Genomic DNA, 25,686 nt, shown 5'->3' with positions numbered 1-25,686 from the left:
GCTCTTCCTCCGGTATCGGCAGCCGATCGCGTCCCGGAGATCGGGACTCCGCCGGTCGCCTCCGCGCCCGCCGCCGGTGCCGGGCAGGCGGCGGTCCACGGGGCGGACGAGTTCCGCGCCTCGTGCGTTCGCATGACATGGGCTGTTCACCCCATGCCGACCCGCCGCCCGGATGGGCCGTTCGCCCGATGAGGGTTCGACGGTCCCGGCCCTACTGTTCGACCATGAGCACTGTGACAAGAGACCGGCACACCGCCGGCACCACGTATCGTCCATTGATGGAACACGATCTCCCGGAGGCGGATTCGATCTTCCGCCTCGCCTTCGGGACGTTCATCGGGTTGCCGGATCCGATGGCGTTCGCCGAGAGCGCAGACCTGGTGGGTACCCGGTGGGCGGCCGACCCGAGTGCCGCCTTCGCCGCCGACATCGACGGCCGGCTGGCCGGGACCAACTTCGGGACCCGCTGGGGCAGCGTCGGGGTGGTCGGCCCGTTGACGGTCCGGCCCGAATATTGGGACCGCGGCCTGGGGTCGCTGCTGATGGAGCCCGTGATGGAGCGCTTCGCCGCCTGGGATACCACCCTCCAGGGGTTGTTCACCTTCGCCCAGAGCCCCAAGCACGTCGAGCTCTACCGGAAATTCGGCTTCTGGCCGCGCTATCTCACCGCGATCATGCGTAAACCGGTACGGCGCGCGCAGCCGGCATCGGGGTGGATGGCCTACTCCGAATTGTCCGGGGCAGAGGAGCCTACGGTGCTGTCGATGTGCCGCACCCTGACCGATTCGGTGTACGAGGGGTTGGATCTGTCCGGGGAGATGGCGCGCACGCGTACCCACGGCGACACCGTGCTGATCATGGATGGCCGAGCGGTGACCGGGATGGCGGTCTGCCATCTCGGTGCGGGCACCGAGGCCGGCGATGGTGTCTGCCTGGTGAAATTCGGTGCCGTCAGCCCGGGGCGCGGTGCGGGCGAACGATTCGAACAACTCCTCGACGCGTGTGAGGACCTCGCCGCCGAACGCGGAGCCGGGGTCATGGAAGCGGGCACGAGCCTGGCGCGCACGCACGCCTACGGCAGCATGGTCGCGCGCGGATACCGCACCTACCTGCAGGGCATCGCCATGCACCGGCCCGGCGATCGTGGCTACAGCCATCCCGAGGCCTATGTGATCGACGATTGGCGTTAGGCGAGATCGTGCCGGTAGGCGTAGGCCGTCGCGGCTGCACGCGAGGAGACGCCGATCTTGGTGAAGATATTGCCGAGATGACGCGCGACGGTCTTATCGCTGAGCGAAAGCGACTGTGCGATAGCGTGATTGGTCAACCCGCCGGAGACCAGGCGCAGCACCTCGGCCTCACGTGCGGTCAGGCCCGCCGGTAGCGGCGACGTGCGGCGATCGGCGAGCAACCCATCGGTGGCGACGACGTCGGGTACCGCTCCCAGCCGGGCGAAGATCGAGCGGCAGCTGTCCCATTCCACAGCCGCGGCCTCCTCGTCGCCGACCGATCGGCACGCTGTGCCGATCAGTCGGCGGGTGCGCGCGAGTTCATAGGGCATATCGAGTTCCGACCAGATCCGCGCGGCGGTCCGAAGCACGGGAAGCGCCGCGGCCGGATCATCGTCGACCACGTGCAGCGCACCGCGCGCATAGGCGGCGCAGGCCCGCACCGCCGGTCCGATATCGGCCAGCGCATCCAGTTCGGCCACCACCTGCTGTGCCTGCGCATACTCCCCCGCCGACGTCGATAGCTCGGCCATCGCCGGCAACAGTTTCGCGCGGGCGAGGCGATCGGCGGGCCGCTCGGCCAGTGCCCGCGCCAGCCCCGCCATCGCGGCGTCGGTGCGCCCTTGCGCGGCGCGCAACAAGGCCATACCCGGCTGAACTTCGCTGCCGTAGCGGCCGGCATGCGCGAACGCCTCCTCTGCGGCGGTGAAATCGCCGACCACGCGACGGATCTCACCGACCTGGTACCAGGCGCGGCCGGCGTCCATCGCGACGGTTCCGTTCTGCTCCTGGCAAGCCAGCCGCGCCTCCCGTTCGGCCTCGATCCACGATCCGTGCAACCAGAGGATCACCGACCGGTGCATCCGGCACGATCCGGAGATCGGCGTGCCTGCCGGATGCGAACATGCCCAGTGCTCGAACGCCGACGTCCACGCCTGTGCCCGGGCGATATCGGAGAGGGCCTCACACACGTTGATGGAGCTGCAATAGATGCCCGCACTGATCAGCGGACTGCGCACCTCGCCCGACACCACCGCGAGCATCGCTTCATCGAGCAAGGCCAACGCGGGCGCGATGTCGCCCAGAGCGGCGAGGGCGCGGCCCTGCTGGTGCAGGCCGTAGTCGACCAGATCACGATCTCCGTGGCGCTCGCCGATCGCGGTGACCCGTCGTCCGAGTTCCAGCGACACGTCGAGATTGCCCGCGAAGTAATTCGCCTCGGCCTCGGCCAGGCACACATAGCCGTGCGCGGCGCATTCGGGCTCCGCGGCGAGCAGGCGCTGGGCGCGGGCCAGCCACCCCATGGCCGCGGCCATGTCACCGCGCAGACTCAGCACGAGATGGATGCGATAGGCACACAGTGCGGCCTCGCGGTGCGCGCCATCATGCACATACCGCGCGTACAGCCTGCTGCGCAGATCGACGCTCTGCTCGGTGTGCCCGAGCAGGTGGGCGCATTCGGCGAGGATCTCCTGGTCGGCGGCGTCGAGTTCGGTCGTTTCGGCCACCCGGCCCAGCAGCGCGTACGCCTCGTCCCACGCGGCTGCGCGGAACGCGGTCCGGCCCGGCTCGACGTCAGCGACCACATCAACACGGTCCCCCGCGCGGCACGTGCACGCAAGGGTCGACGGCACTACGCTGGCCCGCGACCTGCGAAAGGAGCCGTATGAGCACCGCCACCGCCGACCGGCTGGCCCAGATCGCGTTCCCCCTGACCCCGTGCCCGGACGAGAACCGGGCCTTTCACGAGCATTGGCCGGTGCGCCTCGGCGATACCGATGGCGAGGAGCGGCTGCGGCTCGACGCGGTGGCGCGGTACCTGCAAGACATCGGCTACGACCATCTCCAGGTCGTGGAGGACGGGGATCTGCATCCGGGATGGATCGTGCGCCGCACCGTCATCGACGTGCTCGCGCCCATCGAATTCGGCGACCGGGTGCATCTGCGGCGCTGGCCCTCGGCGCTGTCGAACCGCTGGTGCAATATGCGCATCCAGGTCCGCAGCGAGAACGGCGGACTGATCGAGACCGAGATGTTCCTCATCCACGTCGACATCGAGGCCGGGCGCCCGGCCCGGATGACCGACCGCTTCATGGCGCCGATGCTCGCCGCCACCGACCAGCACCGGCTGCGCTGGCGTCCCGCACTCGAGGAACACACCGGCGTCGACGGCGACGTGCGTCCGTTCCCGCTGCGGGTGACCGATGTGGACCGCTACGGCCACGTCAACAACGCGGTGCACTGGGAGGCGGTCGAGGAAGCCCTCGCCCGCTTCCCCGACGCACCGGCCCCGCCCTACCGGGTGATCCTCGAACACGCCGGACCGGTCATGGCCGGCGACGAGGTGCTGATCCGGTCGTGGCAGAGCCGGGACGGACTGCACGTCCAGCTCGAAGTCGACGGCAGCGCAAGGACTTTGGCGCGTATCGAACGCGTCTAGCGAAGACGAGAGATCGGAGCGGGCCGGTGCTCGCTCCGATCTCCTCGCTCTCAGCTGGTCTGGATCTCGCTGCGATCCCCGCTCCACAGCGTGTGGAACTTGCCCTCGGCATCGATGCGCTCATAAGTGTGCGCGCCGAAGAAGTCACGCTGTCCCTGGGTCAGGGCGGCGGGCAGGCGTTCGGCGCGCAGCGCGTCGTAGTAGGACAGCGACGACGCGAAGGCCGGGACCGGAATGCCGAGCAGAGTCGCGGTGGACACCACCCGGCGCCAGCTGTCGATGCCGGTTTCGATGGCCTCGCGGAAGTACGGAGCCAGGATCAGGCTCGGCAGCTCCGGGTTCTCGTCGTAGGCCTCCTTGATCCGGTTCAGGAACCGGGCGCGGATGATGCAGCCGCCGCGCCAGATGGTGGCCAGATCGCCGGGCTTCAGACCCCAGCCGTATTCGGCGCTGCCCGCGGCGATCTGATCGAAACCCTGCGCGTAGGCCACGACCTTGGAGGCGTAGAGCGCACGGCGGATGTCCTCGGTGAAGGTCTCCACATCGGTGGGCTTGTCGGCCAGCGTGCCCGAGGCCAGGCCCTTGGCGGCGGCGCGCTGGGCGCGGGAACCGGACAGCGCGCGGGCGAACACCGCCTCGGCGATTCCCGTGACGGGAATGCCGAGATCCAGCGCCGATTTCACCGTCCAGCGGCCGGTGCCCTTCTGCTCGGCGGCGTCGACGATGACGTCGACCAGCGCCTTGCCGGTCTTCGCGTCCACCTGGTTCAGCACCTCGGCGGTGATCTCCACCAGGTAGCTCTCCAGGTCACCGGAGTTCCACTGGGTGAACACGTCGGCGATCTGCTTGGCGTCGAAGCCGAGCGCGTCGCGGAACAGGTGGTAGGCCTCGCCGATGAGCTGCATATCGGCGTACTCGATGCCGTTGTGCACCATCTTCACGAAATGCCCTGAACCGTCGGGGCCGATGTGGGTGCAGCACGGGGTGCCGTCGACCTTCGCGGCCACCGATTCCAGCAGCGGGCCCAGCGACTCGTAGGACTCGGCGGGCCCGCCCGGCATGATCGACGGACCGTTGAGCGCGCCTTCCTCACCACCGGAGATGCCCGCACCGACGAAGTTGAGGCCGCGCTCGCGCAGTGACGCCTCGCGTCGGATCGTATCGGTGTAGAGGGCGTTGCCGCCGTCGATGATGATGTCGCCGGGCTCCATGGCCGCGGCCAGTTCCTCGATGACGGCGTCGGTGGCCTCGCCCGCCTTGACCATGATCAGCACCCGCCGCGGCTTCTCCAGCGCCGCGATCAACTCCTCGATCGACTCCGTGCGCACGAAATCGCCGTCATCACCGTGCTCGGCCAGCAGGGCGTCGACCTTGGCGATGCTGCGGTTGTGCAGGGCGACGGTGTAGCCGTGCCGCGCGAAGTTGCGGGCGATATTGCTGCCCATGACCGCGAGGCCGGTGACCCCGATCTGTGCGCGCGCGGTGGGAGATGTCATCGGCGGGTTCTCCTTGTCGATCGAGCTCTATGTCAACCCCCGCAGTCTAGGCAGCGCGCCGACAGCGCCGCGGTCCGCGCTCGGTCCACGCCGCGTTACCGGCCGAGCGCGCCGGTCCCGGCGGCGAACTCGCGTTGCGCGGAGATCGAGGCGCCCATCCAGCGCCGCAGGTAGGCACGCAATTCGTCCTCGCTGCGCGGCGGGTTGCCCGGAGATACCAGGAACGAGTGCATCGTGCGCAGCACGAATTCGACCAGCTCTTCCAAGGCCGGCTCGTCGTATCCGTGACGTTCCCAGTCGACGTCGAAGCGGTGGATCATCGTCATACCGAACGACTTCGCCTGCACCGAGGTCATGCTGTCGGGGTCGATGGTCGAGTACGAGCTCGTCAGCACGATCGCCAGATGCGGGGTGCGGCGCACGTCGGCGAGGGTGAACAGGGCGGCTTCGGTCATCGCCTCGGCCGGATCGTCCAGTCCCGCGACGTGGGCGGCCAGCCGGTCCAGGAACCCGTCGACCGAGGCGATGGCGGCGGCCGTCAGCAGCGATTCGGCGCTGGGGAAGTACCGGTAGACGGTCTGGCGGATGACCCCGAGGGCGTCGGCGACGTCGGCGATGCTGACCGCCGCACCGGTGCGGCCGATCAACTCCACCGCGGTGGCGACGATGCGCCGGTGCGCTTCCTCGTCGTCTTTCGGCGGGCTCCCGCCCCACCCGCGTCTGCGCGCCACCGGGCGGACATTACCACCGCCGTGTCCGGGTTCGGCGATCTTCACAAAGCAATCATACAAACAGATGCTTGGTTGTATGGTTACAGTCAGAGCGCTGCTCCTCGCAGCGACCGCCCCATCCCCTACGCGAGGTATTCCCTGTGACGAATGTGCAGCCCCGAAAGATGGATTTCGGATTCGAGGACGCGGATGTCCCGTTCCTGTGGAACCCGCAGAACCCGGCCTGGTCGAGCATGTCGAACGCGGTCTCGTTCCTGGCCGTCGGCTTCGAGAAGATGATCGTGAAGCTGATCATGCAGCTCAAGCCGGTATTCACCGACCCGGAGGTGGCCGCGGAAGCCACCGCCTTCATGCGCCAGGAAGGCCATCACTCGACCGCGCACCGTCAGCACGTGAAGGCGCTGATCAAGAAATATCCCGGGCTCCAGAACACCCTGGACGCGGTGATCGGCGAGTTCGACCTGCTCACCGAAGCCACCTCACAGAACTACCGGCTCGCCTACACCGCCGACCTGGAGGCCACCTTCACGCCGGTGTTCAAGCTGATGCTCGACAACGAGGACACCCTGTTCCGTCCCGGTGACGACCGGGTGGCCTCGCTGTTCATCTGGCACTTCGTCGAGGAGGTCGAGCACCGCAGCTCCGCGCTGATCCTGTTCAACGCCGTGGTCGGCGACGAGCTCTACCGGATGCGGATGGCGCCGTCGATCTTCGCGCACGTGCTGAAGGTGATCCGGATTGCCTGCATGGGCTTCAACCAGCATGTCCCGCTCGCCGACCGCCAGGTCGACGCGATGGCGATGTTCGCCCGCCACCGGGCCAAGCAGAAGGTGCTGACCTTCTTCGCGCCGTACCTGACCAAGGGCCCGATGCCGCGTGCGTTCGACGGCCTTCCGCGCAAGGAGCAGCTCACCGCCCTCGCCGGCGTGTTCCGCAGCCAGATGCCCAAGCACGACCCGACCCACGAGAACCTGCCCGAGCTGGCCGATCGGTGGTTCGCCCGCTATGACGCCGGATACGACTGCACCCGCTGGTACACCGCCGACCAGAACAACACCTCGGTCGCCTCGGCGGTGAACTCATGAGCGATCTGTGTACCCCGACCTTCGCCGATCTCGCCGAACGCATGGGATTTTCCTGCGCGGAGACCGGCGGGCTGGTCGAGTTCCGCAATCCGGCGGGGCTGGAGAACTGGACGCTGCTCGCGCTCGAGGTCACCATCGTGCTCGGCTCGGTCCTCGCGCTGATCTACGCGATCATGCGGCTGCGCAAGCATGGTGACCCGACCAATCTGGTGCTCTGGTTCGGTGCCACGGCCTACCTGTTCGTGATCGAACCGCCGCTATATTTCCCTGGCGCGTTCGGCATCGACGAACACGTGGACACGATGTTCGCGCACAACCTGTTCACGGTGGAATTCCTGTGGGGCAGGCTGCCGCTCTACATCATCGCGATCTATCCATTCATGGCGACGGTGGCCTTCGAAATCGTGCGCATGCTCGGCATTTTCCGCCGCCACGGCGTGCTGCTCGGTGCGGCGTGCGTCGGGTTCGTACATCACGCCTTCTACGAGATCTTCGACCACATCGGCCCGCAGCTGCGCTGGTGGGAATGGTCGCTGGACAATCCGATCAACCAGCCGTTCTTCGATGCGGTGCCGCTGCCGAGCGTGGTGGTGTTCGCCGCGCTGTGGCCGATGTCGCTGGCGTTGTGCGTGCAGTACTTCGTGGGCCGCCACGTCGATGCGGGGACGACATTCACCGGGCTGCAATTGGTGTGGCGCACGGTGGTGATCGGGTTGCTGGCCTCGGTGGGCACCTTCGTCCTGCCGCTGCCCGCCACGATCATCGGGATCGGCAGCGACGCGGTGCGCGGGTTCGTCTATGCCGCAGAGCTTGTGGTGCTCTCGGTGGTGGCCGTGGTGCTGATCTACCGGCAGTGGGCGGCGTTGCGTGCGGGAACCACCCCGGCCTACGGGTACCGCAACCGGTTCGTACAGGTCTACGCCCTGGTGTATCTGGCCGTGATGGCGGTGCTGTGGGCCTCGGCGCTGCCCGACTTCTTCGGCGCCGTGGACGGGGTGACCGAGAATGGAGACCCGGTCGGCAATCTCTGGTACACGGTCGGCTGCTTCGTGATCGGCTTCGCGGTGGTCGCGGCCACCTTCACGGTGCCGCAGAACGTATCCGGCGACACGAGTACAGACGAGAAGGAGGCTACACCGCCCGAGGCGAAGACCACTGCGGCCGAGCCCGCCTAGGCCGCAACACATTTCGCACCCGTCGCCGCCCACCGCGACCGATCGTCAGGCTTCATGGCCCGGCGTCAGGTCGGCCACTGCCCGTAGGTGCAGGGCCGACGTGGTCGCGGTGGGCGGCGGCGCTGTCGCGGTCAGTGGTTCGAGCAGATGACCCACGTGATCGCCCAGGTCGCTACGGGCGATGACCCGCCCGGCGAACCAGCCGGCGGCCCCGTCGAGGATCGGCAGCCCGTGCGGGCCGCCGGACCAGGCGCACCGCGCGAACTTATCGACGGAATCTCCACTCGTGGTGCCGAACAGACGTGCCAGTTCGACGGCGTCGCCGGTGAGTAGATGAACGGCGAGATACTCCGCCCGGCGAGCGATCCGGTAGGTGTGATTGTTCTTCGACACCGCCACCAGGAACCGGCGCGGAGTGATGCTGACCTGGCCGGCGAATCCGACCAGGCATCCCGCTCTGCGACCATCGGCGATGGTGGTGACCACCCACATCGGGCTGTTCGCGGCCGCGACGAGCGCATCGAACGCCTCGTCGACCTCCTCGTGCGACATCACGCCTCCTGTCCCCCACCAGCGTTCCCCGGCGCAACGATAACGCCCATGCCGCACCGGATGCCGGATGGCGCGAGCGCCACACCGACTTGAAACCCCGCTGACCCGAGTGCTATAAGAAATCTATGCCAGATGGCACAGGTTATCTGACAGCAGGACCTCATTGATCGGAGCTCACGGGCCTGCCGGGCCCGTCACCGCGTGCGTACAGGAGTTCGCGATGACCTCGACCTTCAACAGCGATGCAGACCTCGTCGCTCCCGGCGCCGAACACGCCGCACCCGCCGACCGCGACACGGCCCAGTGGCGGCACGGCACCGTGGCCTGGTTCAACGCGGAGAAGGGATTCGGGTTCGTCTCCCCCGATGACGGCACCGAGGCGGTCTTCGTCGATTTCTCCGCGATCGATACCACCGGCTACAAGACCCTGTCCGCCGGACAACCCGTTGTTTTCACCACCACGCACACCCGCAGCGGTCCCGAAGCCGTGAAGGTTCGCCCCTACACGCGGTCACCGCACCGTCCGCACCGATCCCGGCCGAAAGGAATCCGATGGCACCACAGCACGCGCACCAGTACATCCTCGCTTTCCTCGCCTGCCTCGCCGTCCTCGCTGCCGTCGGTACCGCACCGGTGATCCTGATCGGACTCAGCCTGCTGGCAGCGACCGCGATGCTGGTCGCGCTGGTCGTCGACACCGGGGCGCGCACCGGTCATCAATGAGCGTCGCGGCCCGCGTCCTCCTGGTCCTCGGAAGCCGCGGGCCGGTCCACGCCGGCCTGGGTGGTGGGCAGGGCGGCCGGCGGAAGGTATTCGTCGATCAGCTCGCGTGACCACCAGGCCCCGGTCCGGCGCCGCTGCGCGCGGGAGGTGAACCGGTAGATGTACAGCAGGGCGCGCACGTATTTCGGCGGACGCCCCGGGAACGGATTGGCGCCGAGTAGACGCAGGGTCGCCGCGTCGCCGTGCAGCAGCTTGACCATCAGGCTCAGGAACCAGGTTTCGGCGTAGCGGCTCGACATCGCCGCGAACCACATCATCCAGTCCAGCCGCAGGTGATAGGGCGCCACCTGGCGTGGCCGCCGGGTGGGTGTGCCGGGTTTGCCCTTGAACTCGTAGGGCTTCCACGTCGGGTCGGCGTCGGGGTCGTCATCGGTGCCTTCGATCACGATCTCGAACCGGGTGCGGGTGATGTGGCCGAACAGGCCGTAGGTGTTGCCGAGATAGAAGCGGTTGAAGGCGGCGTTCATCACCTGGTTGCGCGAGACCATATTGCGTACCGGCGCCCAGCTCAACGCCACCATCACCACGGCGACCACGGTCACGAGGACGGTGAACCAGACCGGTCCGTCCGAGGCCGGCGCCGGCTCGAAGGGCAGGATCGCGTTCAGCAACCGGCCGTCGAGGGCGAGAGTGGCCAGCGTGATCGTCAGCAGATTCAGCCAGGCGAAATTCCCGCTGACCATCAACCACAGCTGCGTCACGATGATGATCGCCGCCGACACCGTCGCGATCGGCTGCGGGCACAGCAGCCCGAAGGGCACGATCAGCTGCGCGACATGGTTTCCCAGCACTTCCAGGCGGTGGATCGGCTTGGGCAGATGGTGGAAATACCAGCTGAACCGGTTCGGCAGCGGCTGGGTCTCGTGGTGATAGTAGAGGGCGGTGAGGTTGCGCCAGGCCGGGTCGTTGCGGATCTTGATCAGGCCGGCGCCGACCTCGAGCCGCAGCAGCACCCAGCGCAGCAGGAACACCACCAGGATCGGCGGCGCGGTATCGGCGTTGCCCAGGAAGATCGCCAGGAACCCGACTTCCAGCAGCAGCATCTCCCAGACGAAACCGTAGAACGCGCGCCCGGCGTGCACGAACGACAGATACAGCACCCACAGGCTCGCCCAGATCGCCATGGCCACTGGCAGCGGCACCACATCAAGCACACCGGCCACCACGGCCGCGGACAACACGGCGCCCAGCCCGGCCAGCCATACCGCCATCCGATCGGAGTAGTGCAGCTGGAACAGGCTGGGCGCGCGCCGGAAACCGGCGGCTCGCAGGTACCGGCGGGCCGGCAGCAATCCGTGTTCGCCACACAGTGCCCGGAACTGGGCCAGCGTCGACAGGAAGGCAACCAGGTACACCAGCCCGAGCAGTCGCTCGAAGATCAGCCGGGCCAGTACGTAGCCGGAGTCGTAGAACCCGAACATCGCCCGATCGCCTACGTGTCGATATCACCGTCTGTCAAGGAGAACACCTGATCGGGCGGTGTTCTTCCGGAACGCCCGCTCAGGTGATACCGGTGACCTCCTGCGCGATCCCGGCCAGCCGGGTCTGGGCCGCCGACACCACGCCCTGCCGGTTCTTGTTCGCCTCCTCGTAGGCGACGATCGCGCGCACGTCGGCCGGATCGGTGAGCTCCTTGATCGCGGCCACCGCCTCGCCGACGTTGAGGTCGTCGTAATCCTCGATCGGCAACTCCTCCGGCTCGAGGATTCCGGTGACGGCGCGCAGCGAGTGCACGGCATCGGCGGCCGACTCCGCGCCCTCGCGCCGGACCACCCGCTCAGCGGTCTCGAGTGCCGCATCACGGGACGCGGTGAGCGTCCTGACCGCGACATCGCCGGCGTGTGCGCCCTGGGCGAGCAGGTCGCCGAGCGCGGGCGGGGTGGCGCGGACGGTGTCCACCACCCGGTCGAGGCTGCGGGCCGACCAGGTCACCGGCAGGTTGACCAGCTTCACCGCGGTGCCTGTGGCCGCTTGTAGCGGGGTGCGGCGCAGGGCGGCGGGGCCGCCGAGGGCGTCCTCGGCCAGCACCGTGGTCAGCCAGTCGACGGTCGCCGAATGCGCGGTGATCAGCCGGTCGGCCAGGGCGACGATGTCTGCCTGTTTATCGGCCGTGGCGAGGGCCTTGATGTAGCGGGCGCGATCGAGGAGCTGGTGTTCGAGGGTGAGATCACCGAGCAGGGCTTCGTCGAACGGCTGGGCCTGTTCGACCATCGCCTTGATCGCGGCGGCCGCGCGGCCGAGGAACGGGCCGATCAGCGGTGGTACACCGCCGAGTTCGCGCACGGCGGCTTCGATGGCCTCGGCGCGGGCGCGTGCGTTGTCGGCGTTCTCGGACAGTTCGCGTTGCACCGCCTCGGTGCGGGCCTGCGCGCGCCGGGTTTCGGCGATCTGGATTTCGGTGTTGGTGAGGTCGAGGACAGCGCGTAGCTGCGCCAGAAGCGTTGTGGTGTTGCTCATGCGGGTCTCGTCCCTTCGGAAGATCCGGTATGGGTCGGCGCGACGCTGCACCGTTACCGTGACTACCCCGGACCGCCGAGCAGTAACAGACGCTCCCGCAGCAACTCCGAATGTGGGATCAGCAGATGAGGTTCACGTCCGCGGTGGGCGCGAACGATACGTGCACGTGGTCGTAGTGGTTGGCGGTGGCGCTGCCGCGGTCTTCCATGAACGACCACCCGCTGCCGTCGTTGTAGCGCTGCTGCCAGATCACGTAGGTCACGCCGAATCGCTGTTTGTTCGCCAGCACGAAGTTCGCGATGGCGTCTCCGTGTGCGGGATCGGAGGTCATGAAGTCCAGGGCGAGGCCCGCGCCGTGATCGTCGTTGCCGCGGCCGATGGCGCCGCCGATGTCGGCGACGGCGAAGGTCTTACCGATCAGATTGCCGACTTGCGCCACATGCGGAAGTGCGCCGGCCAGGACGGATGAGCACGGTGTGTGCTGGCTCGCGACCTTGGCCACCAGGGCCGGATCGGCGGCTGCCACCTGCTGGACCGGAGCGGGGGCAGGCCGTGCGGGCGCGGCCGCCGGTGCCTGGTCCCTGGCCGGTTCCGGCCGAGAATCGGCGACCGGTGCGGGCTGCGCGGCCTGCGTGGATCCCATCTCCACCGACACGATGCCGATGACGGTGGCCGCGACGCCGCAGACGGCCAGTGGCGCGAGTTTTCGGGTTGCGGCCGGTTTGCGATGTTGACCGGGCATGAAACTCGACCACCGCCTCTCTCGGGAACAGATCACGGCTAGATTACGAAACCATCGCGGAAATGTCACGTCGGTCGACGCCGGTGCGGTCGCGGGTGTCGCCTCGGCCTGTTTCGGGCGGGTCCGGGCGCGCCCGGGAGTACGCTCACACCCGTCGGCGTGGCGGTGACCCTTGGAGGTCGGCGATGGACGTGATGCTCGGAATCGGAACGCGCAAGGGCCTGTTCCTGGCGCGCAGTGCCGACGGCCGGTCGAGCTGGGAGGTGAGCACTCCTCAGTTCCCGGTCGCCGATGTGAAAGCGCTGGCCATCGACACCAGAGGCGCGCGCCCGCGCTTGCTCGCCGGCGTGCTCAACAGCCATTTCGGGCCGACGATGGTCTCCAGCGACGATCTCGGCGAGACCTGGACCGAGCCGGACGACGCACCGCTGGCGTTCCCGGAGGACACCGGAGCCGCCTTGGAAGGGGTCTGGCAGATCGCTCCGGCCACGGCCGCCGAACCCGAGGTCGTGTACGCGGGCGTCGAACCGGCTGCTCTGTTCCGTTCCACCGACGGCGGACGAACATTCGAGCTGGTCCGCGGCCTGTGGGAGCATCCGCATCGGCCGCAGTGGCAGCCGGGCGGCGGCGGGCTAGCGCTGCACACGATCCTCGCGCATCCTTCTGACCACCAGCGGCTCGCCGTCGCCATCTCCACCGGCGGGGTCTACCAGAGCGGCGACGGCGGAGCGTCGTGGACGCCGACGAACAAGGGCGTGACCGCCGACTTCATGCCGGACGAGGTGCCGGAGTGGGGCCAATGCGTGCACAAGGTGGCCCGCGATGCCGAATCCCCGAGCACCCTGTATCTGCAAAACCATGGCGGTGTGTTCCGCAGCGTCGACGACGGCCTGAGCTGGCAGCGCATCGACGCCGGACTGCCGCCATCGAACTTCGGGTTCCCGATCGTCGCGCATCCGCGCCGTCCCGGCGTGATCTACACCTTCCCGCTGGATGCGGAGATGGAGCGGTTCCGTTTCCCGCCGGAGGCCCGCTGCGCGGTCTACCGCAGCGAAGACGGCGGCGACACCTGGTCCGCGCTGACCGACGGCCTGCCGCAGGTGCCGTTCTGGGCAGCGGTCATGCGTGACGCCATGTGCGCCGACGACGCCGACCCCGCGGGCATCTATGTCGGCACCCGCAACGGCGAGGTCTATTGCAGCCCCGACGAAGGCGACCACTGGCAACTCGTGGCCGACAAGCTGCCCGACGTGCTGTGCGTGCGCGCCGCGGTGATCGGATAGCGGCGTGGCGACCGTGCGGCTGCCGTCGGTGTTGCGACCGTATGTGGGTGGGGAGCGGGAACTCGAGCTCGACGCGGCGTCGTTGCGCACCCTGCTCGACGAGCTGCGCGAACGGTTCCCCGCGCTGGAGCGGCGGCTGCGTGATGAGAGCGGACGGTTGCGGCGGTACGTGAATTTCTATGTCGACGGCGATGAATGCCGCACCCTCGACGGGATCGACACTCCGTTGACGTCCGGCAGCGAGGTGATGATCATTCCCGCGGTGGCGGGCGGATAGCCCACCGATACGCAGGCGTTCGGTCCCGGATCAGGGTGTCCTGTTCAGACCAGTCGAGCCGCCAGACGTTTGGCGTTCATGTAGGCGATGGCCTCGATCGTCACCATCGGATTCACCCCCGACGAGGTCGGGAAGCAGGACGCGTCGGCGACCACGATGTTCGGCACCTCCCACGTCGCGCCGTCCGGATCGGTCGCCGAGGTCCGGCGGGAACCGCCCATCCGGGCCGAGCCCATGATGTGCAACGCCGCCATCGCACACTGGCCAGGGCCGTAGCCCGCCGCATCGCCCGCGGCGACGAACTCCGCATGCGATCCGCGAACTCCCGGCTCGTAGCCGACTCCGGCCTGATGCCCGGAGAAGATGCGTCGCGCGCCTGCCGCTTCGAGAATCTGTGCCGCACCGCTGATTCCGGTGCGCAGGTGCGCGCGATCGTAGTCGGACAGCCGGTAGGAGACCACGGCTTCACCGCTGCGGTCGATGCTGACGCTGCCGTGGTCGCGGTCGCGGGTGATGACGCCGACGACACCGGTGTGGGCGAGGTCGAGCATCCGCGTCCGGTGCGCGGCCGCGCCCCGCCAATTCATGAAGCCGACCGCCAGACCTGGCTGCACCGGCCCGGTTTCGTAGATGACGCCGTAGCCGCGCCCGTCCAGATTCTGGTCATGGCGGCAGATCCGGGTCTGCAACCCGCCCTCCCATGGCCTGATCTCCTCGTCGAAGACCCCGTACACGGCGGCCGCCGGATGCAGGCGCAGATAGCGGCCGATGGCGTCGCCGCGCAGGCCGGAGCGCCGCAGCAGGGCCGGGGTCTGGATCGCGCCGGCGGCAACGACCACCGCTCGGGCCCGCACGTCGACGCGGACCCCGCTGCCGGTTACCGCCGTAACTCCTTGGGCGCGACCGTTTTTCACCGCGATCGCGCGCACATTCGCGTCGACGACCAAGCGGGCGCCGCGGCTCGCGGCATCGTGGAGCCAGGTTTTGGTCACCGACTGTTTGGCGCCGAGGCGGCATCCGTAGCCGCAGCTGCCGCAGTCGGTGCCGGCGTCGCAGGCATCGGAGACGTTGCGCGGCAAGGTGTCGACATCCCAGCCGAGCGCGGTGGCACCGCGTTCGAGCACGGCGTCGCGCGCCGACAGCGGCGAGTGGTCGCGGTTCACACCGAGCCGCTGCTGCACCACGGCCAGCGCGTCGTCGAATTCCGTTGTGGTGAACTGCGGTACGCCCAACTCGGCCCATTCCGCGCGGACATCGTCCGGGGTGGGCAGCGAGGTGCTCCAGTTGACGACGGTGCCGCCGCCGAGGCAGCTGCCCGCCGCGAGGGTCAGCTGGCCCTCGGCGGTGGCCTGCGGGCCGGGGGCGTAGAGCCGCAGCAGACCGTCCCGCTCGCCGGTACCGAAATCGCGGTCGTCGTAGTACTCCCCGCGTTCGAGCACCACCACATCGAGTCCCGCCTCGGCCAGCACCGCGGCCGCCGTGCCGCCGCCGGCGCCGGAGCCGACGACGACCACATCGCAGGTGAGGGTCGTCGGCTCGGCCGGTCGCAGTGGCTCGAGCGGCGGTGCCGCGGCGGCGACCCGAGGGCCGGGCGGATCCGGGTAGCCCATCTGCTTCCACAGCGGATTCGCCCCGGTGGGGCCGGGAGTGACGTTGTAGGCGAGCAAGGCCGCCGATTTCAAGGCATGGAACAGTGTGCGCTTGACCGCGAACCGGGAGTCGCCGAGGCGCAGCATCGCCTGCTCGCGTTCGGCAGGCGAGAGCGCCGAGAATCGCCGCGGGCCGCTGCCCGACAGCAGGCCGAACACCCGCGAATCCCATAGGTTCAGCAACGTCATCAGCTGTTTGGTCTCGGCTTCGCGCGGATTGCGTTCGAGCATCCGCACAACGGTATCGATCGCACCCAGTTCGCTCGCCGAGGGCATGCCCTGGCCGTCGCCCGGCGCGAACGTATCGCAGATCAGGCCGAGCGCCGCGCGCTGCCGTGCTGTGGGTTCCATGCACACCCCTTCGTACTGGTGGGTGTGTTCTACCACGGACGGACGGACCTTGTTAACTTAACGGAAATTCTCGGCGCCCTCGCCACCTCGCGCGGTTATGCGACCGTGCGGCAAGTAGCGGCTCGCGGCACGTCAGTACGCGAGTAGCGGACCATCACTGCAATGCCCGGACCGTCGGAACAATCTCGGCGGAATGACCTCCGCTACCGGCGACACCGAGATAAGTTAATGATAATTCTTTACATGAGCAGGCGATGCCCACCGAACGTACGACTGGAGACTGCCGATGGCATTGAGAGCCACCACCCCCGCGGCACTGCGCCCTGTCACCGATGCGGCCACAGCGCTCGCGGTCCTCACCCGGCGGGGCATGATCGACCCGCGCCGTCCGGCCGATATGGTCCGGACCCTGCGCGACGCGGCGGTCTTCGGCCCATTCGTCACCGTGCTGCGCCACGGCCTGCGCCGCGATCCGGCGCGGATCGCCATCGTCGACGAGCGCGGGCCGCTCACCTTCGACGAGCTCGACAAACAATCGAACGCGCTGACCCATGCGCTCAGCGCCGAGGGGCTCGCGCCGGGCCAGGTGATCGGCGCACTGTGCCGCGATCACCGCGGCATGGTGCTGACCTTGCTCGCCGCGGGCAAACTCGGCGCCCGCATCGTGTTGCTGAACACCGGGTTCGCCGCACCGCAGCTGGCCGAAGTGGCCCGGCGCGAAAACATCCGCGCCATCGTGCACGACCAAGAGTTCGACGCTGTGCTCGCCCAGATCCCGCCTGAAGTGCCCCGCTATCTGTCGTGGGTCGACTCGACCCCTGCTCCCGGCACGGCGCGAACGCTCGACACGCTCGTCGCCACCGGCTCCACCACGCCGCCGCGCAAGCCGAAGCGTCCCGGCGGCATGGTCATCCTCACCAGCGGCACCACCGGAACCCCGAAAGGCGCGCCCCGCGACAAGGTGCCGCCACTGCAATCAGCCCAATTCCTGGACCGGGTGCCGCTGCCCCGCGACCACACGATGGTGATGGCCGCGCCGATCTTCCACGGCACCGGCCTGTCGCAGTTCACGCTGGGCTGGGCACTGGGCAATACGGTCGTCTTCCAGCAGCGCAAGTTCGACGCCGAACGCACCCTCGCGGCCGTCGCCACCCACCGGGCCGCGACGCTCGTGGTCGTGCCCACCATGCTGCAACGGATTCTCGACCTCGGCCCCGACGTGCTCGGCCGCTACGACACGTCCGCGCTGCGGGTGATCTTCGCCGCCGGATCCGCCGTATCGCCGGACCTGAGCCGGCGCACCGCCGAGGCTTTCGGAGATGTGCTCTACAACCTCTACGCCTCCACCGAAGTCGCCGTCGCCGCGGTCGCGACACCACACGATATGCGGGTGGCGCCGGGCACCGTCGGCCGTCCGCCGGTGGGCTGCCGCGTCGCGATCTACGACGAGAATCGCAACAAGGTGACCACCCCTGGCGTCGTCGGCACGATCTTCGTCTCCAGCGGACTGAGCTTCAGCGGCTACACCGACGGCCGGAACAAGGAGATCGTCGACGGCCTGCTCTCCTCCGGCGATGTCGGGCATTTCGACACCGAGGGCCGGCTGTTCATCGACGGACGCGACGACGAGATGATCATCTCCGGCGGCGAGAACGTCTATCCCTCGGAAGTGGAGAACCTGCTCACCGAACGGGCCGACATCCTCGAAGCCGCCGTCATCGGGGTCGCCGACCGTGACTTCGGCCAGCGGCTGCACGCCTATGTCGTCCCGGCCAGTGGCGCCACCGTCGAGCCGCAGGAGATCCGGGATTACGTCAAGGCCCATCTGGCCCGGCACAAGGTGCCGCGCGAGGTCAGCGTCATCGACGAACTGCCACGCAATGCGACCGGCAAGCTGCTGCGCCGTCAGTTGATCGCCCAGGCCGCCGAGAGCTGAGCCTGCCCTGCGCCCGTGCCGCATGGGGGCGTCGGGAGCAGGGCGCGCTGTCACGGCGCCGGCCGCTCTGCGCCCGACGCCGTGCTGGGCGTATTGCTCGGATGCCGATTACTACACGGGCCGATGCCGCATATCGGGCTTACGCCACCCCCTGCGGTGCTCGGCCTCGGCAGCGTCGACGGGAACCACCGGTTCGTCGACGCGGCGCCCGGCCGTCCCCGCCGCCACCTCCCGCTGGGCGAAGGCGATGTCGCGTGCGCTGCGCACCGACAACCGCCCCAGCGAGGTCGCGGCGAAGAACAGGATCAGCGCGCCCAGACCGTAGAAGAAGGTCAATTGCAGCAGCGCGCGCTTCAGGTCGGATGTCGCGACCGGCTCGCCGATATCGCCGAGCCGCAGCAGATCGGCCAGCACCGGCCCGATCACGAACCACACGCCCGCCGCCACCGACAGCCAGCCGCCGAAACTGGCCACCACGCGGTTCCTGCTCATCAACATGAGCAGGCCGCCGACGATCGCCGCTACGCCGGGCAGCACCTGCAACCAGCCGCGCGCCGCCGTCCACACCCAGGGATCGTCGGGTGTGTAGGTGAAGTCGAAGTACGGGCCGATGAACGGGATGAGCGCGCCCCAGATTCCCAGCAGCAGCACCACCAGCCCACCTACGGCCCCGCGGCTGCGCGGAATCCGCAACCGGCTGCCCTGTGCGGTCGAAACATTGCCGTCGACGTCGGTCATGACGCCTCCAATCATCGATAGCTGATGTGGGTATCGCATACCCCGTTCGGATCGGGCTACGCAGCACCGCGCGATCGAACGACAATGCGGGCACCGCAGCGCTGGGAGCGGTCACAAGATCTGTCGACGACGCGGTGAGCAGCCGATACGCCGCCTTACATTGAGAACAGACCCGCAATGACGGGGGTCGGCCCCGGGCCACACGGCCCCTACGAGACACCTGCCACGTCGGGTCCGGGGCCATCGAAGGTGGTGAACTGACCGTGACAGCCCTGTCTCCCCTGGCTTACGGGTATCTGCGCGACGAACTGCTCGTCGACGTCGAACTCCGCCGCTGCGATCAACGCCTGATCGCCATCGCCCAGCGGATGGGATTCGATATGGCCGCCATCTTCCACGAACGGACCGATCTCGCCTCGATCGTGCCCGGAGCGTTTCTGGATCTGGTGCACGAATGCCGACGTGCCCGGGCCCGCATGGTGTTCACCCTGCCCGGGCATATCGCGGGTCTGACCGTCCCGGCATCGGCGCTGCTGAGCGTGCTCGCCGACCGCGGGGAAGCGGCGGTGTTCGAGGTGCCCGAATCGGCGTGGCGCGATCCGTGGGGTGCGGCCTGGCTGTGAGTTGCCGCCGAATCGATGCTCCCGCGCGGTGTCGCGTTCGGTCCTGTTCGCGTCGGCTGTAGCGCTCGCGCTCACCGGTCCTGGCGCCTACCGTCGCCATGGTGTCTGTCAGCGGTGCAGGCGCGTCATCGGAAGGACCACGGATGGACAACGCGCTCTACGACTACAGCCCGATCGTCGATCGGGAACCGATCCAGTGGCCCGGTGGGGCCCGCGTCGCGTTCTACGTCGGCCTGAACATCGAGCACTTCCCCGTGGGCGCACCGGCCACCAGCCTCAATGAGGCCACCGCCGGACTGGTGCCGGACCCACTGAACCACGGGTGGCGCGATTACGGGCCGCGGGTGGGTTTCTGGCGGGTCGCCGAAATCCTCGACCGGCACGGCATCCGGGCCAGTGCGCTGGTCAATTCGGCGGTGTGCGAGAAGTATCCGCAGCTCATCGGGGCCGGGCAGCAACGCGACTGGGCGTGGCTGGCGCACGGCCGAGACAACGCCACGGTGCAGTCGGCGGTCGAGGACGAGCGCGCCTACCTGACCGACGTGGTCACCACCATCGAGAAGGCGACCGGGCAGCGCCCGCGCGGCTGGCTCGGCCCCGCCCTCAGCGAAACCTTCGACACCCCCGAGATCCTCGCCGAACTCGGCCTCACCTACCTGCTCGACTGGACCGCCGACGATCAACCGTTCCGCCTGAACGTGCCCGGCCTGCTGAGCGTCCCCTACTCGGTGGAACTCAACGACCTCGGCCTGTTCACGATGAAAAGCTTCACCGGCCCCGACTTCGTGCAGATCGTGACCGACCAGTTCGACCAGCTCTACGCCGATTCCGCGCACAGCGGCCGCGTCATGGCCCTGGCCCTGCACCCGTTCGTCACCGGCCAGCCCTACCGCGCCAAATACCTCGACCAGGCCCTGGAATACATCGCAAGCCACCACGGCGTCTGGCTCACTACCAGCGATGAGATCGCCGAACACTACGCGGCAACAACTCGGGGCTGAGCTCAGGCTTCTGCGAACATCCCGGCGCGGTGGCGTGCGCTCAGCCACGAATGGTCAGCAGCGGGCGCCGGCCGGGTTGTCGGACAGGCGGAATTCGAAGCGGATGGCGCCGGGTGCGGAGGCGGGCAGGACGATGGCGGCGCCGCGGTGGGTGGGCCAGTTGCGTGGGAGCAGGACGTATTGATCGCCGATGTGGGTGAGCATGACCAGGCCGTCGTAGCGGAATCGGTAGCCGGAGTTCTCGACCGGGTCGCAGGCGACTTTGCGGACGTCGGCGCTGGACAGGTGCAGGTCCTTCTCGCTGTAGACGACAACACCTGGGCTGTAGGGGATTTCGGCGGTTGACAGTTGGGCGCGGGAACTGCCGACGGCCGCCGAATAGTCGGTCGCGATCCAGAACAGGCTGATGCCGACGACGACGAACAGGATCGTCCACTCGATCACCGCCGCCGCTTCCGAGCGCGGCGGCGCCTCCGGATCACGGTCACGCAACTGCTGCCTGCGTTGCAGCACGACGTACCAGAGCAACCCGACTCCCGCGATCACCGAGAGCGGCGCAGCGCCGAGCATGTTGTTGAGCGGGAACACGAAAAACAACCGGCTCAACCCGAAAGCCAGCACCAGCACCGCGACCGCGGTCAACGCCCGCAAGAACCACCGACTGGGCGGCGCGCCGCGCACCGATTCCGGTAGGGCGAGATATCCCCATGTCAGGCCCATGCAGATCACCCCGGCGACGATCAGCGGGACGAACAACGCATCCACGCTGCGCATCAGGTAGTCGGTGATGCTCGGATGCAGAGTCGCCGATTCGACCCCGAAGTGGCGGAAGAACCAGTAGACGTGGTTCCAGCCGAAGTAGAACAGCAGTGCGGTCAGCAACGTCGTCGGTGCGACGAACTGGCCGAAAGTCGCCGCTACCTTGCCGAATCCGTGGAACGGAGACGAGGAAGGCGTGCCGCTGTCCGGGCCTGCGTCGCCGGGCGCTGGTTCAGGGAGCTGCTGCGCCATCACCGGTCTCGGGGGTCTCGGTCACACCCTCGCCAGAGCCGCCGGTCCCGCTCCCGCCGGAACCACCTGCCCCGCCCTCACCGGAACCTCCGGTCTCGCCGCCACCTTCGCCGGAACCACCGGTCCCGCCCTCACCGGAACCACCGGTCTCGCCCTCACCGGAACCACCGTCCTCGCCCTCGCCCGAACCACCGTCCTCGCCCCCACCGGACCCACCGGTCTCGCCCCCACCCGAACCACCAGACCCGCCCTCACCAGAACCTTCTGTCCCACACGATCTCGACCCCGTCATCAGCACAATGGTGCTGCCGGGGGTGACAAGCATGAAACTTCTCGCCCCGTCACCCTCAGACGGAGGTACAGGGTCGCCGCCGGACAGCTCGCCGGTGTACTGGCATTGCGTATACCGGTCGTTCTGCGTCACGGCCGTCGTCACTTTGACGCATTCGTCGCACTGCTCATTTATTCTGGCCCGCACCCACGCAACCACCTCGTCGATCGGGGCCTCCTGCATAAACCCTGGCTGCTGGATCTTTATCGGCGCCACGGGCACGCCACCACCGCCACCACGATTAGGCTGCCCTGGAACAGGCGGCGGCCCACCGGTCCCCGGTCCCCGGTGTGGTGGCTGACCGCCAGGCGGATTCCCGGGATCACCATTGGGCGTCGTCGCGATCGCCGGATCGTTCGGCGTCGTCGCGACCGACGACGCACCAGCGGGAGGCGGTGGCGTGCGAGTGGTAGGAGGGGTCGTACCGCATCCCGCGCAGATCAACACCGACGCGGCGGCAATCGCGAACGTCGGTGCGATCCACAGCCGTGGTCTCCCCCGGTCACCCCGTGCCGCAGCAGAACCACCGAGAGTCGTTCGAGTCGCCTGCGGAGCCATCGCCCACCCTCCACTCCCGGCAATCGCCCTTGCCGGATAGCTAATTGAAGCAGGACCTTCGCCTCGACGCACAGGATTTCGCTGCGCCGCCGCAGCAGTTTCCGCCCGGCCACGGCCGCCGCTCGCGAGGCGGTGTTTTCCCTGGCCTCGACCGGGTAGCCGGTCACCGTTATGCCCACAACGACCGTCGAGGAGAACGATGTTCATCCACAACAAAGACCTCCAGTTCGAAGTACGGGTCAACGAGCCGGACCCGCGTTTCGCGACGCTGTTGCAGGAGCAGTTCGGCGGAGCCAACGGCGAGCTCAAGGCCGCGATGCAGTACTTCAGCCAGGCCTTCGTGCTCCGCCGCAAACATCCGAAGATGTATGACCTGTTCATGGACATCGCGACCGAGGAATTCAGCCACCTCGAGATCGTCGGGTCGATGATCACCATGCTGCTGGACGGGCTCAACGACGATCTGAAACAGGCCAACGAGCGCTGCGACTGGATGCCGGTGGTGTCCAGCAATGGCGAGCGTGAGCAGGCCATTCACCATGTCGCGGCGGATCCGCTGTTCTTCGCGCTTCGCGGCGGCGGCCCCGACGTCGGCAACTCCGCCGGCGTTCCGTGGTCGGGTTCCTACGTCAATTCCAACGGTGAACCCTCGGTGGATCTGCGCAGCAACCTCGCCGCCGAATCGCGGGCGAAGATCGTCTACGAATACCTCAAGCAGTTCACCGACGATCCGGGTGTTCAGGACACGCTGACCTTCCTGATGACCCGTGAGGTCGCTCATTTCCAGCAGTTCACCGCGGCGCTCAACGAGCTGCCGGTCAACTTTCCTCCCGGCGCGCAACCCGGTGATGATCGCTTCCAGAATCTGGCGTTCAACATGTCCGACGGCGATTCCAGTCGTGGGCCGTGGAACGAGGGCCAGGGTCCGTGGCCGCAGGGCGTGGAATGGGAATACGTCGAGGACCCGGTTCGCGACTGGCTGGGCACCTCCCAGCGCGACAACCAGGGCCCCACCGCCAACCCCGAGGGCAGTCCGGCCATCGCGGGCACCAAGCCGTTCACCCATGAGCAGCACATGCCCACCTGAGGAGCATCGAGAATGGACGCGTTGGCATTTCTCCGCACCGATCACGAGAGCGTGCTCGGCATGATCGAAACGCTGGAACGAGGTCGCGGCACCAGCGCCGCCGACCTCGAGGCCCGCAAGGACCTCGCCACCAGCCTGGTGATGGCGGCTTCCCAGCACGAGGCCGTCGAAGAGCAATACTTCTGGCCCGAGGTGCGCCGAGCCCTGCCCGACGGCGACGAACTCGCCGATCACGCACTGCGCCAAGAGGACTCGGCCAAGCACCTGCTACAGAAGATCGACAGCACCGAGGCCGGGTCCGCCGAATTCGAGCGAGCGCTCAACCTCTTCATCGTCGGGGTCCGCGAACACATCGAGTTCGAGCAGAACCAGGTCTGGCCCCGAATGCGCCAGTCCGCGCCGGCACAGACCCTCGACGAACTCGGTGACCGGATGGCGCTGGCCAAGAAGACCGCACCGACGAGGCCGCATCCGGCGACGCCCTCCACCGGCGGTGCGCAGAAGTCGGCCGGACTGGCGGCTGCGGTCCTGGACAAGGCGCGTGACCTGCTCTCCGGGCGTCGCTCGCACCAGCCACCGGACCCGCCGCCGACCTGACAACGGGATCCCTTCCCCGCCCCGGCCGGGCTCCGCGCCGGGGCGCGGGGAGTTTCGTGTCCTGCTGGTGCTGGCATGTCCTGGCTGGTAGGACGATAATCGGGCCGTGTGCCGCACGCGGAGGGATCTGGGTTCACGCACCACCGCCGAACCGCTGGAGGCAGTGGCGGGTGAGCCACAGCGCATGGGGATCATCCGGCTGTGGTTCGCCGACGAACGCTGGGAGTGGTCGGACGAGGCCGCCCGGTTGTACGGCTATGAACCCGGCGAGGTGGTCCCCAGCACCGAGCTGCTGTTGTCGCACAAACATCCCGACGATCGCGAAGGTGTCGCGCGTTGCATCGCGAAGGCCATCGCGACCGGTGAACCGTTCTCCAGCCGGCATCGCATCGTGGATGCCGCCGGGCAGCAGCATCATGTGATCGTGGTGGGCGAGCCGCTGGTCGCCGGCGACACCGTCGTCGGCACCACCGGATACTGCGTGGACGTCACCGGATCCTTCGACGTGCATCGCAAGGAAATCCTCGACGAGACCGTTCCCGACATCGTCGAGGCCCGGTGTGTGATCGAGCAGGCCAAGGGCGCGGTGATGCTCATCTACGGTCTGGGTGCCGAGGAAGCCTTCCGGGTACTGCGGTGGCGGTCCCAGGAAACCAACATCAAGCTCCGCGATTTCGCCGCGATGCTCGTCGCGGCTCTCCCCACGGTCGGCGAGGCGCCGGCCCAGCAGCGCACCCGGTTCGACCACCTGCTGCTCACCGTGCACCGGCGACTGTCCAACGACGGCCTGACACGGCTCGATCCCAGCGGCTCCGACGGACAACCCGACGAAGATTCCGCGTGATAGTTGCGAGCCGATCTCGGCGCTCGCGCACCACGCCGGAAGCCTGTGCCGCCGGAGTGGCGTGGCACCGAAGGGCGATGCGTGGTTCGCAGGTCAGCCGATGGTGGAAGTCAGCCGGATCCGCGGCCGTTGGCCGCGCTGTAGCCGTCCTCGCGCCCGCTTGTCCGCGGATCCGCGACGGCGGTCCGCACCTGCTGGTGGCGGGTACCGAGCTGGGGCGGTGAACCGCGGCGGCCCAGCTCGAGCCGGGTCAGCGCGCTCACCACGGTGGAGTGGATCGGTAGCCGGGCCACCCGCGCGTCGGCGCCGGCGAGACGGAAGACCGTCGAACTGGTATTGACCAGGCATACCGGCACGCCCTCGCGCCCGAAGCGCTCGGCATCTTCGGCCAGGGTGGCCAGGGTCCGCCAGGACAGGAAATTCAGCCGGGTGGTGTCGACGATCAACCCGCCGCCCTTGGCGCGCGCATCCTCGGCGGCCTCGGCGATTTCCTGCCGCCATACCGGCAGAGTGAAGGCATCGGCCTCCCCGCGCACCGACAGCACGACCGATCGGCCGCGGCTGCGGCGGCAGCACACCAGCCGATCCTTCGGGTCGGGGTGCCCGCACAGCGACGAGAGTTCACGACGCGGCGACGGGGTGGTCTCGAACTCGGAATGTGGTGCCATCATGCTCCCGAATCAGGTCCGTGCGCTTGTGCGCCCTGATCA

General features: G+C 68.1%; 25 protein-coding genes. 13 read left to right on the top strand and 12 right to left on the bottom strand.

Features of this window, described 5'->3' with window-relative positions; translation table 11 throughout:
• Positions 1–278: 278 nt before the first annotated feature.
• A complete protein-coding gene (locus RJ05_RS28125; protein ID WP_036542923.1) occupies positions 279–1,190 on the top strand; it encodes a GNAT family N-acetyltransferase in 912 nt (303 codons plus the stop codon).
• Here the strand turns inward: RJ05_RS28125 and RJ05_RS28120 are convergent.
• Complete coding sequence (locus RJ05_RS28120) at positions 1,187–2,815, bottom strand: helix-turn-helix domain-containing protein (RefSeq protein ID WP_036542920.1); 1,629 nt, start codon at positions 2,813–2,815, stop codon at positions 1,187–1,189. The two genes, RJ05_RS28125 and RJ05_RS28120, sit on opposite strands and share 4 nt — an antisense overlap.
• Positions 2,816–2,895: 80 nt before the next feature.
• Between RJ05_RS28120 and RJ05_RS28115 the strand changes: the two genes are divergently transcribed.
• On the top strand, positions 2,896–3,669 hold the full coding sequence (locus RJ05_RS28115; RefSeq protein ID WP_036542915.1) for an acyl-[acyl-carrier-protein] thioesterase: 774 nt from the start codon (positions 2,896–2,898) through the stop codon (positions 3,667–3,669).
• A 50-nt stretch (positions 3,670–3,719) separates the two neighbouring features.
• Here RJ05_RS28115 and gnd read toward each other — a convergent pair whose 3' ends face one another.
• Both gnd and RJ05_RS28105 read right to left on the bottom strand, forming a co-directional pair.
• Positions 3,720–5,165 carry an NADP-dependent phosphogluconate dehydrogenase gene (gnd, locus tag RJ05_RS28110; protein ID WP_036542912.1) on the bottom strand — a complete coding sequence of 482 codons (1,446 nt, stop codon included), beginning with the start codon at positions 5,163–5,165 and terminating at the stop codon, positions 3,720–3,722.
• Positions 5,166–5,260: 95 nt separating this feature from the next.
• Positions 5,261–5,896: a TetR/AcrR family transcriptional regulator gene (locus RJ05_RS28105; RefSeq protein ID WP_036542995.1), complete on the bottom strand. Its 636-nt coding sequence runs from the start codon at positions 5,894–5,896 to the stop codon at positions 5,261–5,263.
• A gap of 140 nt (positions 5,897–6,036) precedes the next feature.
• On the opposite strand from RJ05_RS28105, the gene RJ05_RS28100 reads away from it, so the two are divergent.
• Together RJ05_RS28100 and RJ05_RS28095 are read left to right on the top strand one after the other, a co-directional pair.
• Positions 6,037–6,981: a metal-dependent hydrolase gene (locus tag RJ05_RS28100; protein WP_036542909.1), complete on the top strand. Its 945-nt coding sequence runs from the start codon at positions 6,037–6,039 to the stop codon at positions 6,979–6,981.
• Positions 6,978–8,156, top strand: coding sequence for a hypothetical protein (locus RJ05_RS28095; protein ID WP_036542906.1), 1,179 nt, complete (start codon positions 6,978–6,980; stop codon positions 8,154–8,156). Before RJ05_RS28100 ends, RJ05_RS28095 begins: the two co-directional genes overlap by 4 nt.
• A 45-nt stretch (positions 8,157–8,201) precedes the next feature.
• On the opposite strand, the gene RJ05_RS28090 is transcribed toward RJ05_RS28095, so the two are convergent.
• Positions 8,202–8,708 carry a flavin reductase family protein gene (locus tag RJ05_RS28090; RefSeq protein WP_036542992.1) on the bottom strand — a complete coding sequence of 169 codons (507 nt, stop codon included), beginning with the start codon at positions 8,706–8,708 and terminating at the stop codon, positions 8,202–8,204.
• A gap of 220 nt (positions 8,709–8,928) precedes the next feature.
• Here RJ05_RS28090 and RJ05_RS32790 point away from each other — a divergent pair, with 220 nt between their 5' ends.
• Entirely contained in the window at positions 8,929–9,345 is a 417-nt protein-coding gene (locus RJ05_RS32790; RefSeq protein WP_081597600.1) for a cold-shock protein, read from the top strand.
• Positions 9,346–9,424: 79 nt separating this feature from the next.
• On the opposite strand, the gene RJ05_RS28080 is transcribed toward RJ05_RS32790, so the two are convergent.
• From RJ05_RS28080 to RJ05_RS28070, 3 genes are all read right to left on the bottom strand, one after another.
• On the bottom strand, positions 9,425–10,912 hold the full coding sequence (locus tag RJ05_RS28080; protein ID WP_081597599.1) for a lipase maturation factor family protein: 1,488 nt from the start codon (positions 10,910–10,912) through the stop codon (positions 9,425–9,427).
• A 79-nt stretch (positions 10,913–10,991) separates the two neighbouring features.
• On the bottom strand, positions 10,992–11,948 hold the full coding sequence (locus RJ05_RS28075) for a hypothetical protein (protein ID WP_036542903.1): 957 nt from the start codon (positions 11,946–11,948) through the stop codon (positions 10,992–10,994).
• A 118-nt stretch (positions 11,949–12,066) separates the two neighbouring features.
• The gene (locus RJ05_RS28070; RefSeq protein WP_051017038.1) at positions 12,067–12,690 is read right to left on the bottom strand and encodes a VldE C-terminal domain-containing protein; all 624 of its coding nucleotides are present in this window, start codon (positions 12,688–12,690) and stop codon (positions 12,067–12,069) included.
• Positions 12,691–12,875: 185 nt separating this feature from the next.
• Between RJ05_RS28070 and RJ05_RS28065 the strand changes: the two genes are divergently transcribed.
• Both RJ05_RS28065 and RJ05_RS28060 read left to right on the top strand, forming a co-directional pair.
• A complete protein-coding gene (locus RJ05_RS28065) occupies positions 12,876–13,973 on the top strand; it encodes a WD40/YVTN/BNR-like repeat-containing protein (protein WP_036542900.1) in 1,098 nt (365 codons plus the stop codon).
• Positions 13,974–13,977: 4 nt separating this feature from the next.
• The gene (locus RJ05_RS28060) at positions 13,978–14,250 is read left to right on the top strand and encodes a MoaD/ThiS family protein (RefSeq protein WP_036542897.1); all 273 of its coding nucleotides are present in this window, start codon (positions 13,978–13,980) and stop codon (positions 14,248–14,250) included.
• 44 nt (positions 14,251–14,294) lie between these two features.
• On the opposite strand, the gene RJ05_RS28055 is transcribed toward RJ05_RS28060, so the two are convergent.
• On the bottom strand, positions 14,295–16,250 hold the full coding sequence (locus RJ05_RS28055; protein WP_036542894.1) for a GMC family oxidoreductase N-terminal domain-containing protein: 1,956 nt from the start codon (positions 16,248–16,250) through the stop codon (positions 14,295–14,297).
• Positions 16,251–16,536: 286 nt separating this feature from the next.
• On the opposite strand from RJ05_RS28055, the gene RJ05_RS28050 reads away from it, so the two are divergent.
• On the top strand, positions 16,537–18,186 hold the full coding sequence (locus RJ05_RS28050; RefSeq protein WP_036542891.1) for an acyl-CoA synthetase: 1,650 nt from the start codon (positions 16,537–16,539) through the stop codon (positions 18,184–18,186).
• A gap of 111 nt (positions 18,187–18,297) precedes the next feature.
• Here RJ05_RS28050 and RJ05_RS28045 read toward each other — a convergent pair whose 3' ends face one another.
• Complete coding sequence (locus RJ05_RS28045; RefSeq protein ID WP_036542888.1) at positions 18,298–18,924, bottom strand: hypothetical protein; 627 nt, start codon at positions 18,922–18,924, stop codon at positions 18,298–18,300.
• Between the two features lie 263 nt (positions 18,925–19,187).
• On the opposite strand from RJ05_RS28045, the gene RJ05_RS28040 reads away from it, so the two are divergent.
• On the top strand, positions 19,188–19,547 hold the full coding sequence (locus tag RJ05_RS28040) for a hypothetical protein (RefSeq protein WP_036542884.1): 360 nt from the start codon (positions 19,188–19,190) through the stop codon (positions 19,545–19,547).
• Between the two features lie 143 nt (positions 19,548–19,690).
• Entirely contained in the window at positions 19,691–20,548 is an 858-nt protein-coding gene (locus RJ05_RS28035; protein ID WP_036542881.1) for a polysaccharide deacetylase family protein, read from the top strand.
• Positions 20,549–20,602: 54 nt separating this feature from the next.
• Here the strand turns inward: RJ05_RS28035 and RJ05_RS28030 are convergent, their stop codons facing one another.
• Entirely contained in the window at positions 20,603–21,559 is a 957-nt protein-coding gene (locus RJ05_RS28030) for a hypothetical protein (protein WP_051017035.1), read from the bottom strand.
• Between the two features lie 653 nt (positions 21,560–22,212).
• Complete coding sequence (locus RJ05_RS31195) at positions 22,213–22,374, bottom strand: hypothetical protein (RefSeq protein WP_156090873.1); 162 nt, start codon at positions 22,372–22,374, stop codon at positions 22,213–22,215.
• A gap of 273 nt (positions 22,375–22,647) precedes the next feature.
• On the opposite strand from RJ05_RS31195, the gene RJ05_RS28025 reads away from it, so the two are divergent.
• The 3 genes from RJ05_RS28025 to RJ05_RS28015 all read left to right on the top strand — a co-directional run bounded on the left by RJ05_RS28025 (position 22,648) and on the right by RJ05_RS28015 (position 24,976).
• A complete protein-coding gene (locus tag RJ05_RS28025) occupies positions 22,648–23,535 on the top strand; it encodes a manganese catalase family protein (RefSeq protein ID WP_036542877.1) in 888 nt (295 codons plus the stop codon).
• 12 nt (positions 23,536–23,547) lie between these two features.
• The gene (locus tag RJ05_RS28020; protein WP_036542873.1) at positions 23,548–24,132 is read left to right on the top strand and encodes a hemerythrin domain-containing protein; all 585 of its coding nucleotides are present in this window, start codon (positions 23,548–23,550) and stop codon (positions 24,130–24,132) included.
• 106 nt (positions 24,133–24,238) lie between these two features.
• The gene (locus tag RJ05_RS28015; protein WP_234012248.1) at positions 24,239–24,976 is read left to right on the top strand and encodes a PAS and ANTAR domain-containing protein; all 738 of its coding nucleotides are present in this window, start codon (positions 24,239–24,241) and stop codon (positions 24,974–24,976) included.
• 110 nt (positions 24,977–25,086) lie between these two features.
• On the opposite strand, the gene RJ05_RS28010 is transcribed toward RJ05_RS28015, so the two are convergent.
• Positions 25,087–25,644, bottom strand: coding sequence for an STAS domain-containing protein (locus RJ05_RS28010; RefSeq protein ID WP_138445700.1), 558 nt, complete (start codon positions 25,642–25,644; stop codon positions 25,087–25,089).
• Positions 25,645–25,686 lie beyond the last annotated feature (42 nt).

This window comes from Nocardia cyriacigeorgica NBRC 100375 (genome assembly GCF_000308555.1).
Taxonomy (GTDB): domain Bacteria; phylum Actinomycetota; class Actinomycetes; order Mycobacteriales; family Mycobacteriaceae; genus Nocardia; species Nocardia cyriacigeorgica.
Note: the sequence above shows the minus strand (reverse complement) of the source record. Positions and strands in the feature narration are given on the sequence as shown.

Bases quoted from the DNA above. Each gene is read 5' to 3' on its own strand.
- RJ05_RS28025 (WP_036542877.1), top strand. From the start codon at position 22,648: ATGTTCATCCACAACAAAGACCTCCAGTTCGAAGTACGGGTCAACGAG.
- RJ05_RS28095 (WP_036542906.1), top strand. From the start codon at position 6,978: ATGAGCGATCTGTGTACCCCGACCTTCGCCGATCTCGCCGAACGCATG.
- RJ05_RS28030 (WP_051017035.1), bottom strand. From the start codon at position 21,559: ATGGCGCAGCAGCTCCCTGAACCAGCGCCCGGCGACGCAGGCCCGGAC.
- RJ05_RS28115 (WP_036542915.1), top strand. From the start codon at position 2,896: ATGAGCACCGCCACCGCCGACCGGCTGGCCCAGATCGCGTTCCCCCTG.
- RJ05_RS28075 (WP_036542903.1), bottom strand. From the start codon at position 11,948: ATGAGCAACACCACAACGCTTCTGGCGCAGCTACGCGCTGTCCTCGAC.
- RJ05_RS28080 (WP_081597599.1), bottom strand. From the start codon at position 10,912: ATGTTCGGGTTCTACGACTCCGGCTACGTACTGGCCCGGCTGATCTTC.
- RJ05_RS28010 (WP_138445700.1), bottom strand. From the start codon at position 25,644: ATGGCACCACATTCCGAGTTCGAGACCACCCCGTCGCCGCGTCGTGAA.
- RJ05_RS28070 (WP_051017038.1), bottom strand. From the start codon at position 12,690: ATGCCCGGTCAACATCGCAAACCGGCCGCAACCCGAAAACTCGCGCCA.
- RJ05_RS28065 (WP_036542900.1), top strand. From the start codon at position 12,876: ATGGACGTGATGCTCGGAATCGGAACGCGCAAGGGCCTGTTCCTGGCG.
- RJ05_RS28045 (WP_036542888.1), bottom strand. From the start codon at position 18,924: ATGACCGACGTCGACGGCAATGTTTCGACCGCACAGGGCAGCCGGTTG.
- RJ05_RS28020 (WP_036542873.1), top strand. From the start codon at position 23,548: ATGGACGCGTTGGCATTTCTCCGCACCGATCACGAGAGCGTGCTCGGC.
- RJ05_RS28090 (WP_036542992.1), bottom strand. From the start codon at position 8,708: ATGTCGCACGAGGAGGTCGACGAGGCGTTCGATGCGCTCGTCGCGGCC.
- RJ05_RS28055 (WP_036542894.1), bottom strand. From the start codon at position 16,250: ATGGAACCCACAGCACGGCAGCGCGCGGCGCTCGGCCTGATCTGCGAT.
- RJ05_RS28050 (WP_036542891.1), top strand. From the start codon at position 16,537: ATGGCATTGAGAGCCACCACCCCCGCGGCACTGCGCCCTGTCACCGAT.
- RJ05_RS28125 (WP_036542923.1), top strand. From the start codon at position 279: ATGGAACACGATCTCCCGGAGGCGGATTCGATCTTCCGCCTCGCCTTC.
- gnd (WP_036542912.1), bottom strand. From the start codon at position 5,165: ATGACATCTCCCACCGCGCGCGCACAGATCGGGGTCACCGGCCTCGCG.
- RJ05_RS32790 (WP_081597600.1), top strand. From the start codon at position 8,929: ATGACCTCGACCTTCAACAGCGATGCAGACCTCGTCGCTCCCGGCGCC.
- RJ05_RS28035 (WP_036542881.1), top strand. From the start codon at position 19,691: ATGGACAACGCGCTCTACGACTACAGCCCGATCGTCGATCGGGAACCG.